Origin of the sequence: Novosphingobium resinovorum (assembly GCF_001742225.1) — a bacterium.
In the GTDB taxonomy this organism is placed as follows: Bacteria; Pseudomonadota; Alphaproteobacteria; order Sphingomonadales; family Sphingomonadaceae; genus Novosphingobium; species Novosphingobium resinovorum_A.
Genome location: NZ_CP017077.1, coordinates 670216 through 686619 on the forward strand (window position 1 = coordinate 670216; position 16404 = coordinate 686619).

Sequence of the window (16404 nt, forward strand, 5' to 3'; positions counted from 1 at the left end):
GGCTCGGACTTCTCGCGCCAAGGTCGTACCATGCCAGACCTTGCTCGTTCATTCCGGATCGTCATGACCGTACTGCCATGCTAAGGGCATGGGCTGAAAGGTTTCCATGACCCAAAATCGCGCATCCTGGCTGGAATCGAACGCATCGCAGTCGTTCCTCGTAGAAGCCAGCGAACGCCTGGCCTCGGCCAGGTCGATGCCAGCGGTCGTAGAGGTACTGCGTGATACGGCGCGCGGCGCAATCGGCGCCGATGGGATCGCAGTCGTGCTCAAGGACGGCGACCAATGCTCGTACGTTGCCGAAGACGCCATCGCCCCGTTGTGGAGTGGACGCAGATTTCCTGCCGACCAGTGCATTTCCGGCTGGTCCATGCAGCATGTCGAGACCGTGATCGTCAGCGATGTACGAGCGGATCCGCGCATTCCACAGACCGCTTATGAACCTACGTTTGTTCGCAGTCTTGCTATGGTGCCGATCGGTCGCCCCGACCCTGTCGCTGCGCTGGGCGCCTACTGGTCCACCACGGGAACTCCGCCCGAGGGAAGCATTGCCCGACTGGAAAGCCTGGGGCGGCTTGCGGCGATCGCTGTGGAAAATGCAAGGTTGCTCGACCTCAATCAGGAGGACGCGCGTCTCAAGGCCACCATGCTGGCGGCAGGGCGCATGGGCCTGTGGTCGTTTGACGTGGCGTCGGGCACGCTCGATGCATCCGCAGCCTGCCGAAAGAACTTCGGACGCGATCCGGCGCTTCCATTCACCTACGAGGACCTGCAATCGGCGATCCATCCGGATGACCGAGAGTGGGTCAATGCCGCCATTGCCGCGAGCCTGACGACGCGTTGCGAGTACGATGTCGAGTACCGGGTGCTGGCGCCGGATGGTGACATTCGCTGGATCGGGGTGCGTGGACAGCCCTCGTTTCGCCATGAAGGCACTCCAATCGGCTTGTCCGGTGTCTCCATCGACATCACCGAGCGCAAGAGGATGGAAGAGGCTCTGAGGACCTCTGCCGCAACGCTTGAACATCTTGTCGAGGAGCGCACGCGCGAACTCGTGCGTACGCAAGACGCGCTAAGGCAGTCGCAGAAACTGGAAGCGATGGGCCAGCTTACCGGCGGCGTCGCGCATGACTTCAACAATCTGCTCACGCCGATTATTGGCAGCCTCGACCTGCTGCACAGGCGTCAGGTTGGCAGTGAAAGGGAGCAGCGCCTCATCAGCGGTGCCTTGCAGTCGGCCGACAGGGCGCGCGTCCTGGTCCAGCGACTTCTTGCTTTTGCGCGGCGTCAGCCGCTGCATCCAGAGCCTGTGGACATGGCTGCCCTGGTCATCGGGATGTCGGAGCTCATCGGCACCACCGTCGGGCCGCAAGTCGAGCTTCGACTTGATCTCGCAGCCGAGTTGCCGATGGCGGTCGCTGATCCGCATCAGGTCGAAATGGCTCTGCTGAACCTGTCGGTAAACGCCCGCGACGCGATGCCTGACGGCGGCTCACTCGTCATCTCCGCTCATTTGCAACGCACCGATCACTTGGCAGCACCCGGCATCGAGCCTGGCGACTACGTCGTGGTAAGCGTGTCGGATACGGGCCTCGGGATGGATGCCGACACCCAGTTGCGTTCGATCGAACCTTTCTTTTCGACAAAGGGGATCGGACAGGGGACGGGCTTAGGGCTCTCGATGGCGCATGGACTGGCCCGGCAACTTGGCGGTGCGCTCACGATAGAAAGCGAGCCGGGATCAGGTACGTCCATTGCGCTATGGTTCCCGGCCACCGGTGCGAGGCAGACGGCGATCACCGCTTCATCGAACCACGAGATGCACGGTTCCGGGGTGGCTCTCGTCGTGGACGATGAACCGCTCGTACGCGCGAGCACGGCCGACATGCTGGTCGATCTCGGGTTCGAGGTTCTGGAAGCGGCTTCAGGTCACGAAGCGCTTGCGCTCATCAAATCCGATGCTCGCATCTGTGTCATGATCAGCGACCATCTCATGCCCCACATGACGGGGGTCGAACTGGTGCGCGCGGCTCTCGCCATCCGGCCGTCGCTGCCGGTCCTCATCGTCTCGGGGTATTCGGACGCGATCGGCCTTGCATCGGACCTGCCGCGATTGAGCAAGCCGTTTCGGCAGGCAGAACTCTCGATCGCGCTTGAAAAGATCATGCCGGCGAAGGAAGCCGCTCCAATCATTGTGACAGTGGTAGAAGACCCGCTCGGGGCTCCGACAATCCCCATTTCTTGACAGCTTCACATGAACGATCAGCTGCGCCCATTGGACCGCTTCGGCTATCCTTTTACATAGGGCGCAAGGCTGGCGTTGCGACGTAACATCCCGACATAATCGGGAGATACACGGATGCTCGATCTGCTCATCAAGGGGGGCGAGATCGTCGATGGTACGGGACGGCCGCGATTCACGGGGGATGTCGGCATCGCCGACGGGCGCATCGTCGCCGTGGGCGATCTGTCGGGCCCGGCCCATCGCAGCATTGATGCTTCGGGCCTGCTGGTCACGCCCGGTTGGGTCGACATTCACACGCATTACGATGGGCAGGCGACATGGGACATGCTGCTCGACCCTTCGTTCAGTTCGGGCGTCACAACTGCGATCCTCGGTAACTGCGGCGTCGGTTTCGCGCCGGTCGCCCGGGGAGACGAAGGGCGACTGATCGATCTGATGGATGGGGTGGAGGAAATCCCCGGCGGCGCACTTCACGCCGGGCTGGAGTGGAACTGGTCCAGCTTCCCCGAATATCTCGACGTGCTGGATTCCAAGCCGCGCAGCTTCGACGTGGGATGCTATCTCCCGCACGGACCGCTGCGCCTTTTCGTTCTTGGCGACAAGGTTGGCTCCGGCCGCAAGGCCGATGTCGACGAGATCGAGCGGATGGCTGGCCTCGTTGATGAAGCCATGCGGGTCGGCGCATTTGGCGTATCCAGTTCGCGAACTTCAGTCCATCGCACTGTTCACGGTGACATGACACCCGATTTCGAGGTCGACCGCGAGGAACTGGTGGCGCTTGCCCGCGTAGTTGCGCGGCACCGTGGCGTCATGGAATTCGCGCCTGCCGGGGTCGTTGGCGAGGATCCGCAGGGCATCCGCAGCGAAATGGCGTTGTTTGACGACATCGTGACCGAAACCGGCGTTGACGTGCACATGCTGTTGCTGCAGCCCAACCTTGACCCCGATTACTGGCAGGAACAGCTGGACTGGGCGACCCGCATCAACACCGGCGGCCGCTCGCGCGTATTCGGGCAGGTGAGCGGGCGCAGCATCGGCGCGCTGCTCAGCTTCTACGGCACGCATCCGTTCATGGAACGACCGGCTTTCCGCCAGGTGAAGGCCAGTCTCCCGCGTGACGAATGGCTGGCCGCACTTGCAGAATCGCAGGTCAAGGCGCGCATCCTGCGCGAGACGGATACTGACGGCAGCTTCGGCGCATTCCTCAACCAGCACTGGGGCAGTTGCTTCGATCTCGGCGAGACGGCCGATTACGAGCCGGACGACAGCGTCAACGTGGTCGGCCTGGCCGCTGCGGCAGGGACCACTCCGCAATCCTACGTCTACGACATGATGCTCCAGACCAGCCGCCACCCGCGCCTGCTGCTGGCAATAAACAACTATGTCGGTGGTGGGCTGGAGAAGCTGAAGCCTATGATCGAGCATCCTGCGACCGTGCTTGGCGCTTCCGATGCCGGGGCGCATGTCATGACGATCTGCGATGGTTCGATGAACAGCTTCATGCTGACACACTGGGCGCGCGATCGATCACGCGGGGCGGTCATCCCGCTCGAACAGGTGGTGCGGATGATGACACGTGACACTGCGCGCTCGATCGGCATCCTCGATCGCGGCACGCTGGAGCCAGGAATGCGTGCGGACCTAAACATAATCGATTTCGAGAACCTCGCATTAGGTAAACCAACCATTGTCGATGACCTGCCGCAGGGCGCGAGCCGCCTGCTGCAGGATGTGCGCGGTTATCGCCTGACGATGGTAAACGGCACGATCACACGGGAACACGATCAGGCAACGGGCGAGATGCCCGGTCGGCTGTTAAGGCACCGTGCGCCGAAGGTCGAGGTGCCGAAGATCTGAGGCCGATGAGAGATCTTCCGCTGCCATGTGTTGAGGATGGGGGCCTTGTCCTCGGTCCGGTATCGAGAGCGTGAAATACAGAATCTGACGTTGGCGATGTCATGGAAGTCAGCTTTGGAGGACAAGTGTTGGGACATTTTCCTCGGTCCGCTTCGGAGCATTTGCCCTGAAAAAAGCTGATGGGGGCGTCTAATCGCAGCTCTTTTGGCAAGCAGATTTTGAGCTGACCGTATGCCGGGTTCAGGGTCGTCTTCGCGGTCGGCATGGGCCGCCGCACGGTGGGTCTTCGGCGGACGGAACCTTCCTATTTGGACGGCGCACTCGCCGAAAAGCCGGTGCGTCCCATCAAGCGGATTGGCTCAGCCCACGTCCCGGCAGGGGCGGATTCGCTCACCAACTGCTCGTCGGCGAAGTACCGCATCACCGGCCGTATTCATTCTTGTTCCACGCCTCTGTGATCTGCCAAGTGTTGCCCTCATGATCGCACTTCACCTGGACCATCTGGAAATTCTGCATTCAGAAACGAGGTCTGACATCCGTAGCGGTGGTTCGTCACGGATCAGGTTGGCCCCGAAGCCTGGAAAGGATTGCTGGGTGTTGTCGCTGCATAGCTACTGGTGGTACCAGCAAAGGCGCACTGCTTTCGAACTCCAGGTTTGAAGTCGTGTCACTATGCTAAGTCATGCTACAGTTTTACAGAGATTTTCAAACTTCTCTTTGGTTTGAATTATCGGTATAATGCTTAGTATGGCTACCGAAAATCGAGGAAAGCTGAACCGGCTCCAGCAACTTCCGGATGGCGCACTTGTCGATGCGGCCTGGCTGGAGCGTCGCGGCTACTCCTCCTCGCTTCGCAGCCAGTACGTCAAGGCGGGATGGCTCAATCAGCCGGCTCCGCGCGTATATCGCCGCGGAAACAGCCCGATCGGCTGGCGCGAGGCCATCATATCCCTCCAGACCTTCCTCGAGAGCGACCTGACCGTGGGCGGGCGAAGCGCGCTGGAGGAACTGGGGTATGGCCACTACCTGGGGCGGCGCAGGGAGGTTCATCTCTATGGCGCGCAAAGGCCACCCGGCTGGCTTGCCGCCTTGCCCCTCGAGGTGGAGTTTGTCTGGCACAACAGCCGGCGGCTGTTTCCTGATGATCCGGTCGTCACGCAATCCGATGACGCACAGAGCGGTACGAGCGGTGAGCCGCTTCCCGTCCTGCCGGACGGTTTTCTGATCAGTGACGGAACCGCCAAATGGGGCCTGCGCCTCGCCAGCGCCGAACGGGCCCTGTTCCAGCTTCTCGACGAGCTGCCGGGCCGCGAAACCTTCCACCAGGTCGACATGCTGATGGAGGGCCTGGCGAATTTCAGTCCCCGCAGCCTGCAGGTCCAGCTGGCATCCTGCACCAGCATCAAGGTGAAGCGACTGTTCTTCTACTTCGCCGACCGCCATCGCCATGCCTGGCTTGAGCGGCTGGACCGCTCGGCCGTGGACCTTGGTACCGGCAAGCGCGTGCTCGTGAAAGGCGGCAAGCTGGATCCCACTTACCTCATCACTGTTCCGGAAGAGCTCGATGGCCTTTCTTGAAGACTACCACAATCAGGTAGCGCTGCTGCTGCGCACGATCCCTTTCGTGGCTGCCGAACCCGACTTCGCCCTCAGGGGGGCACCGCGATCAATTTGTTCGTGAGAGACATGCCGCGCCTGTCAGTCGATATCGACCTGACCTACCTCCCCGTGGCGGACCGCGAGGTCTCGCTGGCCGCCATTGACGCCGACATGGAAAGGATCGCGCAACGGATCGAAACTGCCATCCCCGGGGTCCATGTGGCGCGAAGTCGGCTCCAGAAGGAAGGCATCGTCACAAGGCTGGTCGTTTGCGATGGCACCACGCAGATCAAGATCGAGGTGACACCGGTGCTGCGCGGGGCCGTCTACGAGCCTGTCGAAACGGACGTCTCGGCGGTCGTGGAAGACACATTCGGTTATGCGCGGATCGCCGTGGTCTCGTTCGCCGATCTCTATGCAGGCAAAATCGTCGCCGCACTCGACCGCCAGCATCCACGTGACCTCTTCGATGTGCGGGATTTGCTGGTCAACGAAGGTATCAGTGACGAGCTTCGCCGAGCGTTCGTCGTCTACATCCTGAGCCACAACCGGCCGATGGCGGACATCCTTGCGCCAACGCGAAAAGATCTCGAGGAGGAGTTTGCGCGCGGGTTCGAGGGCATGACCCAGGAGCCTGTGCCGCTGGGTGAGCTGATCGAGGCGCGCGAAAGGCTGGTGCGGCTCATGGTCACGGACATGCCCGCCGAGCATCGCCGGTTCCTGCTTGGCTTTAAGCGCGGTGAGCCGGATTGGGATCTGCTTGGCCTGCCCCGAGCCGCCGATCTGCCCGCCGTAAGGTGGAGGCAGCAGAACCTTGCCAAGCTTCCCGCCGAGCGCAGGGCAGGTCTCATCGAGCGCCTTGAGGCCATATTCGCAGCTGACGGATGAACTATCGCCTTTACCAGACAGGAACCTCGCAGACTTCTCCCGCGGCCAAGCTGGTCGCCAGGCACGCGCAGGATCAAAATCAGAGTCTTGCGCTACTTTAGGCACAAGAGCGGCCATTCTGACGCGGGGCAAGGAATTGCCAGGTCTGGTCGAAACCTGCCGGGATAGCAGCCGGTCCGGACCTAGGCGTCGAAATCCGGCGCTGAGGGTCCGAAATGCGTCGGGTGCGGGAGCGGCTGCCACGCAGCTATCCGATGAGACGTCGGGACAACGTCACTCATGACTAATTGCGTGGCTTGTACGATCCTGCACGCATGAGAGTCCGTAGATATTCCTGTGCAGTGCTGGCGATACTCTATGCCGTAGCTGGCACGCTACATTTGATCATCCCGGCACCATTCGTCGCCATCGTCCCGGATTGGGTTCCTGCGCCTGCCTTAGTCGTCATGCTGACCGGTCTTGCCGAGATCGCCGGTGCCGCGGGAATCGGACAGCCTTGGAAGCCTCGGCTTCGCGCTGCTGCGGCGTGGGGGCTCGCCGCTTACGCCCTGTGCGTCTGGCCGGCGAATGTCCATCACATGCTGCTCGACCTTGCGAAGCCGGGCCACGGACTGGGACTGGCCTACCACTTACCACGCCTTGCCTTACAGCCGGTGCTTATCTTGTGGCCGTTATGGGCGACAAGCGTCACGACCTGGCCTTTCCGGCCGCGCACCTGAGCATCCCGGTGGCGCGCGTCAGGCGGGCCGGAATGCCAGCGCAGCACCATTCATGCAGTAACGTAGGCCGGTTGGGGGGGGCCGTCGTCGAAGACGTGGCCGAGGTGCCCGTCGCAGCGGGCGCAACGCACCTCCCTGCGAACCATGCCCATGGAGCGATCGGCAACGATCTTCAGGGCGCTCGGGAAATGGTTCCAGAAACTGGGCCACCCCGTTCCGCTATCGAACTTGGTAGTGGACGAAAACAAGGGCAGGTCGCAGCCCGCGCAAAGAAAGCGACCCTTGCGGTGTTCCTTGAGGAACGGGCTCGAATAGGGGCGCTCGGTACTTCCCTGTCGCAGCACCGCATAGGCCTGAGGGGATAGTCGTCGGCGCCATTCCGCGTCTGGCAGGCGAAGACTTGCTGCCGGAGCGGCGACAGCTGGTCTACCCGTCAGTGCAATCGCGCCTGCAACGATCATCGCCGACGTGAAGTCGCGGCGGTCCAGGGAAAAAAGCTCGAAGTCATGACCTCGAAAATCCTGTTGCTTGGAAGTATACAGGCCAGGCATGGGGATGCGGGCCAACGGCCCAAACACCCCATGCCTCTTTCATATCTGGGTCAGGGCATCAGCACGGTGTCGACCACGTGGATGACACCGTTCGACTGCATGACGTTGGCGATGGTGATCTTCGCCTTGCCGCCCTTGGCGTCGGTCAGCCACCAGGCTCCGGTCTTGTCCTTCCAGGCGGTCAGCTTCTCGCCCTCTACCGTCGTCAGCGTGGCCTTGCCGCCATGGGCCTTGGCATTGGCGGCGATTTCGGCGGCGGTCATGCGGCCCGCGACAACATGGTAGGTCAGCACTTTCGTGAGCGTCGCCTTGTTTTCAGGCTTGAGCAGCGAATCCACGGTGCCCTTGGGCAGCTTGGCGAAAGCGGCGTTGGTGGGCGCGAAGACGGTGAACGGACCGGGGCCCTTCAACGTATCGACGAGCCCAGCAGCCTTAACCGCGGCGACGAGGGTGGTGTGGTCCCTGGAGTTGACGGCGTTGTCGACGATGTCCTTGGTCGAATACATCGCGGCACCGCCCACCATCGGGTTCTTGGCCGCAATGGCTACGCCGCCGCTGAGCAACAGGGCGGCGGCCAGGCCGGAGGCGAACTTGCGGGTTACTGCTTGCATGTCAGGGATCCTCTTTCGCGCACTCCTTTGGATGGAATGCCCCGAAGATACGGAGCGCACGCTGGTCCGGATGCAGGAGAAATCAGATCATCGAGATTTTTCCTGTCATCACCGGCAGGCTGCTCGGCGCGGCATGGGGCGCGGTGGCGGGATCTTCCATGGTAACGGCCAGCGTCGCTCCCGCAGCAATAAGCGGGCGCATTGCGGGATCGACGGGAATGGCGCCTCCTTGGTGCGCCATCATTCCCAGCGAGCGCGGGACGCCGTCCTGCGGGATGACCCATAGCTCGGCGTGCTTGCCGTCGCCGGGCTCCGCCTGCGAGCCGACCTGCAGGATGCCATTGTGCGGGTCGTAGCTGATGGCGAGAACTTGCGCCTCATTGGTCCCCTTTAACTGCGAGACCGCCATTGGCATGCGTGCAGTCGGCTCGACCGGGCGCAGTACAACGAATAGGGCGAGCGCTGCCGCGATGGCTCCAGACATCAGCGCACCCGCTCGCCAGGCATGCAGTCGGTTCGGGCTTGGCGCCTCCGGGGCGGCTCCGATGCGCGCCGCTACCGTATGCCAGACCCGGGACGAAGGCAGGACGGGCGGGAGAGCATCGAGCAAGGGCGACAGCCTTGTGGTCCATCCTTCCACCTCCCGTGCAAAGACCGGATCGGATAGGCACAAGCGCAAGGCCTGCGCTCGCTCGGCTCCTTCCAGCAGCCCCAGCGCGAGTTCAGCGGCGAGAGCACCGCGATCCTGTTCCTCAGCTGCGTCAACCATGGCCCAGGCAATCTTTAAGCCTGAGCATGCCGCGCCGGATCCAGCTCTTGACCGTGCCGAGCGGCGTATCGCTGCGGTCCGCCAACTGCTGGTAGGTAAGGCCCTGAAGGAACGCGCTGCGGATGGCGCCGGACTGCTCGCTGGGAAGGCCTTCGAGGCAGACGAGTAGCCTGAGTCTCTCCTCATCCCCTTCCATCAGCGTGTCGGCGAGCGGCGCATCGTCCGCGATTTCGGCCATCGCTTCATCGGGGATGGCGTCATGGCGATGTTCGGCCCGGCGCCAGTCGACAGCGGCGTTGCGCGCGATCGCGGCGAGCCAACTTACGGGACTGGCCCGAGAGGCGTCGAACGACGCAGCCCGTCTCCAGACCTTCACGTAGACATCCTGTAGCACATCCTCCGCCGCTTCCCGGTCCGCGCAGATGCGAAGGCAAATACCGAACAACTTGGCGGAGGTAAGGTCATAGACATTGCGCAATCCGGCCGCATCGCCGCTGGCGGCAAGATGGATCGCCGAGACCAAAAGTGCCCGGTTTTCCGACCGTGAGGCAAAACTCGCTTCTTGCATTCGCCGGTCTCGTCCCTGCTTCGCCGAAGCATCAACGATCCTTTGCACAACTTGTGCCCGGCTCGGCGTGACAACGCGCAGCGGCATCATGCCCTATGTGACGGGCGGCCTGTCCTCCGCCAAGGTGAGCAACAGCTTCGCGACCAGCAACGGGGCGAACATCTGTACCGAGGTCAACCGTAAGGAAGATGCCTGGGGCTGGAACGTCGGCGGCGGCGTTGAAGTCAAGGTCGCGAAGAAACTCTCGATCGGTGCGCGCTACCTCTACACCCGCTATAATGCCGGCGATTACCGTGTCGATGTCGGTGCCGGAACGGCGCCTGCGACCAATCCCTTCCGCATCACCCCTTCGGGCGGAGCCAGCATCAATCGCGGCGACAAGTTCGACACTCAGAGCGTCATGGCGACCAGCAGCTTCCGCTTCTGATCGCGCTGACCTGAGGGCAGCTTCGAACATCCTGCACCACCTTGCAGTTGCCCTCATTGGTAACCGCGCTACGCATTCTCAGCGGAACAGTTTCAATCCAAATTGCTCGAATGGAGCGCGGTGCTCGCGGCTATTCACAGGATGTAGTCCCAATCAGGAAGTCCAGCATCTCCCTTAAGGGCTTGATGAGGCGAACGCTGGCGTCAGCCTGGTCAGGGCTCGGAACCCGGAGTTTCTTATCGGCCGGTTCGGCGTTCAGAAAATGGAAGGCTACTACTCTGGGACTGGAGATTGAAAAATTGCCGCTGCGAGTCCGAGAAGGTGTTTTGCCAGGGGTCAACGCCAGGTTACTGCACCCATAGAGTCATAATCTGGGCCGAGCGGTACGCTTAAAGCAAGACCCGAGCGTCGATGGCTCGTCAAACTCTGGCTCATGCTGAACATGCGCTGTCTCCTTGCCGAGCGCATAAATATCCACGGCATATGCTCGACACCCAAATCGCTCGCGAACATCGCCGTCAAGTTTTAGTTTCAAACGAAATATTTATTTATTTTCAGTGAGCTTGGGATCGAAAACCCTTGTCCAAGGTATCAGGATTGCTTGGCCGAAAAATCGGGCGAGTGGTGCTGGGCGTCGGCGGAACCGCGCAACAGTCTCGAGATGCGACAAAAGGTTTCGCCTAGGGAGAACATATGAAATCGATAGTTTCACGACGCGGCGCGTCAGCGTCCGTCGGCGCTCGGCTTAAGCTCGGCAGCGCGCTGGCACCCATCGCAATGGGTCTGGTCGGTTTTTCTTCCCCGGCACTTGCGGACAACGAGTGCGGAATCCCTGGCGCAGGTGGCGGCACTGTGGTCTGCGCGGCGGGGAGCCTCTACGCCTCTGGCATTTCCTACCCTGCTCAAGCTGATGGCCTGGTCGTGCAGCTGGATGACGACGTTTCTATTGCGACTAGCGGCAATGGAACCCGCGGCGTATTCATCAACACCTCGGGAACCGAAGCGATTACCCTTAGCGGGGGCACCGCTACGGTCGCCACTTCGGGCGCGAATGCAAACGCGGTCGAACTCACGAGCATCGGCGGCCCGGTTTCGGTGACGATCGGTGACGTGTCGACCTCCGGTTCGCTCGCGGGCGGCGTGCGTGCGATCGGCGGCATCGACGGTGACGTCACGGTCGCGACCGGCAATGTGACGACCACCGGTCTGGACGGCAGCAGCTTCTTCTTCCTGCCCAATTCCACCGGCATCACCGCGACCGCTGCGGGAACTGGAAATGTCTCTGTGACCTCCGGGTCGATCAACACCGCGGGGCTCGGCGCACGCGGCGTGAATGCGAGTGCGGCCGCAGGCGACGTGATCGTCACCACCGGTCCGGTCACCACGACCGGCAGCAATGCCATTGCCGTTGCCGCCAACAGCGACACCGGCAATGTCACCGTCACCACCACCGGTGCGGTCGACACCGCCGGCGATGGCGCGCAGGGCATCTACGCCACCGCGCGTAACGGAAGCGCCGCGGTCTCGGCAACCACCGTTGCCACCACCGGCTTCAATGCCACCGACATTCAGGCGATTTCGGGCGAAGGCGGCAGCACCGTCGACTTCGACGCGGTCTCGACCTCGGGCACCTTCTCCACGGGTGTGATCGCGGGCTCGAACGGCGGGGACGTCAACATCACCGGCGGCGATGTCACCGCGACTGGTGCTGTCTCCTCGGCGATCTACGGCTATTCCGATACCGGCGCTGTGAACGTGACGACCACCGGCGATGTCGCCTCCACGGGTCGCGGCGGCTTCGGCATTTACGCCACTTCGGCAACCGGCGACGTTGCGATCTCGGCCAACAACGTGTCGACTGTCGCAGTCGATGCGGCTGACACCGCGACCAGCCGCAGCGCGATCTACGCGCAAGGTGCGAACGCCAGCGTCGTCGTCACCGGCACGGCCGCGATGGCCGGCCAGGCCCTTTACGGCGGTCCTGCTGACGCCGTCACCGTCATCGCCACGGGCGGCAATGCCAGCGCGGACGTCAACAACGTCACTTCCACCGGAACCGGCAGCGACGCTGTGAATGTCTCCGCGACCGGCGGCATGGCTATGATCAACGTCGATGGCGCCGTATCGACCACGGGGGACGACAGCTTCGGGCTCTATGCTCGCGGCGATCAGGGCGTCATTGTAACCGGCTCAGGGACCGTCACGACCAGCGGCGCAAACGCGAATGCCGTGGATGCGCTCAGCGCCACCGGCCCCGTCTCGGTGACGATCGGTGACGTGTCGACCTCCGGTTCGCTCGCGGGCGGCGTGCGTGCGATCGGCGGCATCGACGGTGACGTCACGGTCGCGACCGGCAATGTGACGACCACCGGCGTGGATGGCAGCAGCTTCTTCTTCCTGCCCAATTCCACCGGCATCACCGCGACCGCTGCGGGAACTGGAAATGTCTCTGTGACCTCCGGGTCGATCAACACCGCGGGGCTCGGCGCACGCGGCGTGAATGCGAGTGCGGCCGCAGGCGACGTGATCGTCACCACCGGTCCGGTCACCACGACCGGCAGCAATGCCATTGCCGTTGCCGCCAACAGCGACACCGGCAATGTCACCGTCACCACCACCGGTGCGGTCGACACCGCCGGCGATGGCGCGCAGGGCATCTACGCCACCGCGCGTAACGGAAGCGCCGCGGTCTCGGCAACCACCGTTGCCACCACCGGCTTCAATGCCACCGGCATTCAGGCGATTTCGGGCGAAGGCGGCAGCACCGTCGACTTCGACGCGGTCTCGACCTCGGGCACCTTCTCGACGGGTGTGATCGCGGGCTCGAGCGGCGGGGACGTCAACATCACCGGCGGCGATGTCACCGCGACTGGTGCTGTCTCCTCGGCGATCTACGGCTATTCCGATACCGGCGCTGTGAACGTGACGACCACCGGCGATGTCGCCTCCACGGGTCGCGGCGGCTTCGGCATCTACGCCACTTCGGCAACCGGCGACGTTGCGATCTCGGCCAACAACGTGTCGACTGTCGCAGCCGATGCGGCTGACACCGCGACCAGCCGCAGCGCGATCTATGCGCAAGGTGCGAACGCCAGCGTCGTCGTCACCGGCACGGCCGCGATGGCCGGCCAGGCCCTTTACGGCGGTCCTGCCGACGCCGTCACCGTCATCGCCACCGACGGCAATGCCAACGCGGACGTCCGCAACGTCGCGTCCACGGGCGCAACTTCGCGGGCCGTCAATGTTACGGCCACCGGCGATGCATCTGCGACCGTGCGCGGCGCAGTATCGACCACCGGAGCCGGAGCCGATGCCGTCTTCGTCACCGCTGGTGACAGGGCTAATGTCACCGTGACCGCCACCGGCACGATCGCGTCGACCAATGGCAATCTGATCACCGCGAACTCTGTCAACGGAACCACGATCAATAACGCCGGTGTGCTGGGCGCAGCGCAGAATGGCTACACGATCGCCGTCACCGGCGGGCCCGCGACCATTAACAACAGCGGCACGCTGCAAAGCGACATCCTGCTCACCGCAGGCAATGACGTCGTGAACAACAGCGGTCGTTTCGTCCTGGCTGAAAACCCCGACTTCGGCGCCGGCAGCGACGTGTTCAACAACACCGGCACGGTCGCACTCTCCAGTGGGCGTACCACCGCAGGGACGGTGACGCTGACCGGGCTGGAGCAGTTCAACAACTCCGGTCTCGTTGATCTGCGCAATGGTGTCACGGGCGACAGGCTGGTTGTTCCGGGTACCTTCACGGGCTCCGGCGCTTCGCAGCTCGGTCTGGACGCAAATCTGGGCACCGGTGCGTCGGACCGTCTGGTCCTCGGCGCTGGCGCAACGGGCAGCACCACCATCCTTCTGCGTCAGACCGGAACCGAGTCTCTGTTCAATCCTGGTACGGTCGTCGTTCAGGCTGGCGCTGCGTCTTCAGCCAACGCCTTCAACCTCGGCGGTGTCGGCGGCGGGATGGACGCTGGTCTCGTTCGCTACGATGTCGTTTACAACCCAACCGACTTCTCCTACAGCCTTGTAGGTGGACCAAGCGATGCGGCCTTGCGCACCCTGAACTATGTAGAGGGCGTTCGCAGCCTCTGGCTGAAGTCGGCGGATGTCGTCAGCGCACAGCTGCAGGCTCGCCGTGACCAGCTCTGGGCCGAAGGCGAGGGTGAAACCACTGGCAAGATCTGGGTCCAGATGCATGGCTCCGTCGAAGACCGGGACAATGGTGGCAACTTCACTGCGTTCGGCGCAACCCGCGCCGTTAACACCGGCTACAAGCAGGACTACTTCGGTGGGCAGGTCGGTCTCGACATCGGCGGGGGAAGCGGCGAGCGTGGCGGTTTCGCCTTCGGCTTGACCGGCGGCTACATCTCTTCGTCGATGCAATTCGATGGTTCCGCTGATCGGGTCAGCTTCGATGTTGTCAATGCCGGCGTCTACGGCAGCTTCACTACCGGCAACGTCTTTATCAATGGTCTGGCCAAGTATGATTATTACTGGGCCGATGCGCGCAGCACCGGCGGCGGTTTCCGCGACAAGTCCAAGGGCGACGCTTACGGCGGCAGGGTCGAGGCGGGGCTGCGCTTCGGTAACGACAGCTTCTTCGCCGAACCGGCGGTGAGCGTGTCCTACGTCAAGTCCGACTTCGACAGCTTTGCCTCGCAGGGTGTTGCTGTCGACTTCAATGATGCCGATGGCCTGCGCGGGCGTGCCGGTGCACGTCTTGGCACGCAGATCGACATGTTCGGGGCGAAGGCATCGATCTATGCCGGCGGCAACTACGTTCACGAATTCAAGGGCCGTGATAGTGTCACTTTCGTGAGCGGAGGCCAGACTCTTACCTATCGCAACAACCGTGTGGGTGATTACGGCGAGGCCAAGCTGGGCGTCGAAATCGCCCAGGTCGGCGGTGTCAGCGGGTTCATCGAGGGAACTTACATCAAGTCCTTCAGCGACAACAGCGCTGCGCGTTCCGATATCGAAGGCGCCGGTGGCCGCGCCGGTCTTCGAATTCGCTTCTGATGAATACAGGGATTGCGCATAACCTGCGCAATCCCTTTCAAGGACCGTGTGCGGTGGCCCATGCCGAAAATCCAGGGGCCACGCCCCCCAAAGTTGAATTCATCGTGTCGCCGGGGCTCCCTGAATGGCTGCAACGGCACAGCATCTCGTTCGGCTTCACGTCCTACCAGACCGGGCAACTGTTTCTGGTAGGATTGATGCCCGATGGCAGCATATCGTTGAATCAACAAAATTATTCGCAAGCCATGGGACTTTGCTGGGATAGGGGGAGCCTTTACCTCGCGAGCAAGTTCCAGATCTGGCGTCTGGAAAACATGCTCCGGCCCGGTCAGGTCGGCAACGACCGCTTCGATGCGGTATTCATTCCGCGAAGTGCCCACACTACCGGCGATCTCGATGTTCACGAACTGGCGATCGATTCCGCGGGACAGGTGGTTTTCGCGAATACGAGTTTCTCATGTCTTGCCACGCTCGATCCCGTGCACAGTTTTCGTGCCTTGTGGAGACCCGACTTCATATCCGAACTCGCCCCCGGCGACCGCTGCCACCTCAACGGAATTGCCATGCTCGATGGCGCGCCGGCATATGTGACTACGATCGCGGGCACCGATGAGCCAGGCCAGTGGCGCAAGCATCGCGTGGACGGCGGGCTTCTCATCGACGTCAGGACCGGAAATATCGTTGCCGAAGGGTTCTCGATGCCGCACTCTCCCAGAACCGTCGGAGACATGGTGTACCTGCTCGATTCAGGTCGCGGCTATATCGTTGAAGTCGATCCCATCAAAGGAACGAGCAAGGACCTTGCCTTCGTTCCCGGTTTTATGCGCGGGCTCGAGATTTACGCCGGTCTTGCGTTTGTTACAGTCTCCAAACCCCGGTATGGAACGTTTGCGGGATTGCCGCTCGACGCCGAACTTCACGCACGCGGGCTGGCTGCGTGGTGCGGAGTGATGATCATTGATCTGTCTACCGGGGGACTGGTCGAATGGTTTCGTTTGGAAGGCGACATTACAGAACTTTTTGACGTCACAGCCCTGCCTTCGATTGCAGCTCCTATGTCCCTTGGAGTCGGATCAGAGGAATTGCTTACCTCTATAACTTTTAATTAGTTTAACTAGCCATTCTCATTTTAATTA

The 16404-nt window shown here is 62.2% G+C and carries 10 protein-coding genes and 2 pseudogenes; 8 read left to right on the plus strand and 4 right to left on the minus strand.

Annotation, left to right across the window (positions count from 1 at the left end):
• The first annotated feature begins 106 nt into the window (after positions 1-106).
• The 5 genes and pseudogenes from BES08_RS28140 (at position 107) to BES08_RS28160 (ending at position 7308) form a co-directional block, all read left to right on the plus strand.
• Positions 107-2245, plus strand: coding sequence for an ATP-binding protein (locus BES08_RS28140; RefSeq protein ID WP_069710015.1), 2139 nt, complete (start codon positions 107-109; stop codon positions 2243-2245).
• A gap of 114 nt (positions 2246-2359) precedes the next feature.
• Positions 2360-4102 carry an N-acyl-D-amino-acid deacylase family protein gene (locus BES08_RS28145; protein WP_069710016.1) on the plus strand — a complete coding sequence of 581 codons (1743 nt, stop codon included), beginning with the start codon at positions 2360-2362 and terminating at the stop codon, positions 4100-4102.
• 747 nt (positions 4103-4849) lie between these two features.
• Complete coding sequence (locus BES08_RS28150) at positions 4850-5680, plus strand: type IV toxin-antitoxin system AbiEi family antitoxin domain-containing protein (protein ID WP_069710017.1); 831 nt, start codon at positions 4850-4852, stop codon at positions 5678-5680.
• A pseudogene (locus BES08_RS28155) lies at positions 5667-6589 on the plus strand (nucleotidyl transferase AbiEii/AbiGii toxin family protein). Before BES08_RS28150 ends, BES08_RS28155 begins: the two are co-directional and overlap by 14 nt.
• A 314-nt stretch (positions 6590-6903) precedes the next feature.
• Complete coding sequence (locus tag BES08_RS28160; protein ID WP_069710018.1) at positions 6904-7308, plus strand: DoxX family protein; 405 nt, start codon at positions 6904-6906, stop codon at positions 7306-7308.
• An 18-nt stretch (positions 7309-7326) separates the two neighbouring features.
• Here BES08_RS28160 and msrB read toward each other — a convergent pair.
• The 4 genes and pseudogenes from msrB to BES08_RS28180 all read right to left on the minus strand — a co-directional run bounded on the left by msrB (position 7327) and on the right by BES08_RS28180 (position 9807).
• A pseudogene (msrB, locus tag BES08_RS28165) lies at positions 7327-7769 on the minus strand (peptide-methionine (R)-S-oxide reductase MsrB).
• Positions 7770-7909: 140 nt separating this feature from the next.
• Positions 7910-8470 (minus strand): fasciclin domain-containing protein, encoded by a 561-nt coding sequence (locus BES08_RS28170; RefSeq protein WP_008832981.1) that lies wholly within the window; start codon positions 8468-8470, stop codon positions 7910-7912.
• A gap of 82 nt (positions 8471-8552) precedes the next feature.
• On the minus strand, positions 8553-9239 hold the full coding sequence (locus BES08_RS28175) for an anti-sigma factor (protein ID WP_008832980.1): 687 nt from the start codon (positions 9237-9239) through the stop codon (positions 8553-8555).
• On the minus strand, positions 9232-9807 hold the full coding sequence (locus BES08_RS28180) for a sigma-70 family RNA polymerase sigma factor (protein ID WP_069710236.1): 576 nt from the start codon (positions 9805-9807) through the stop codon (positions 9232-9234). The genes BES08_RS28175 and BES08_RS28180 overlap by 8 nt, the downstream gene beginning before the upstream one ends.
• Before the next feature lie 88 nt (positions 9808-9895).
• On the opposite strand from BES08_RS28180, the gene BES08_RS28185 reads away from it, so the two are divergent.
• The 3 genes from BES08_RS28185 (at position 9896) to BES08_RS28195 (ending at position 16377) form a co-directional block, all read left to right on the plus strand.
• Positions 9896-10234, plus strand: coding sequence for an outer membrane protein (locus BES08_RS28185; RefSeq protein WP_083274931.1), 339 nt, complete (start codon positions 9896-9898; stop codon positions 10232-10234).
• A 693-nt stretch (positions 10235-10927) separates the two neighbouring features.
• The gene (locus BES08_RS28190; RefSeq protein ID WP_083274888.1) at positions 10928-15268 is read left to right on the plus strand and encodes a beta strand repeat-containing protein; all 4341 of its coding nucleotides are present in this window, start codon (positions 10928-10930) and stop codon (positions 15266-15268) included.
• On the plus strand, positions 15268-16377 hold the full coding sequence (locus BES08_RS28195; protein WP_083274889.1) for a TIGR03032 family protein: 1110 nt from the start codon (positions 15268-15270) through the stop codon (positions 16375-16377). Before BES08_RS28190 ends, BES08_RS28195 begins: the two co-directional genes overlap by 1 nt.
• The last annotated feature ends 27 nt before the right edge of the window (positions 16378-16404 follow it).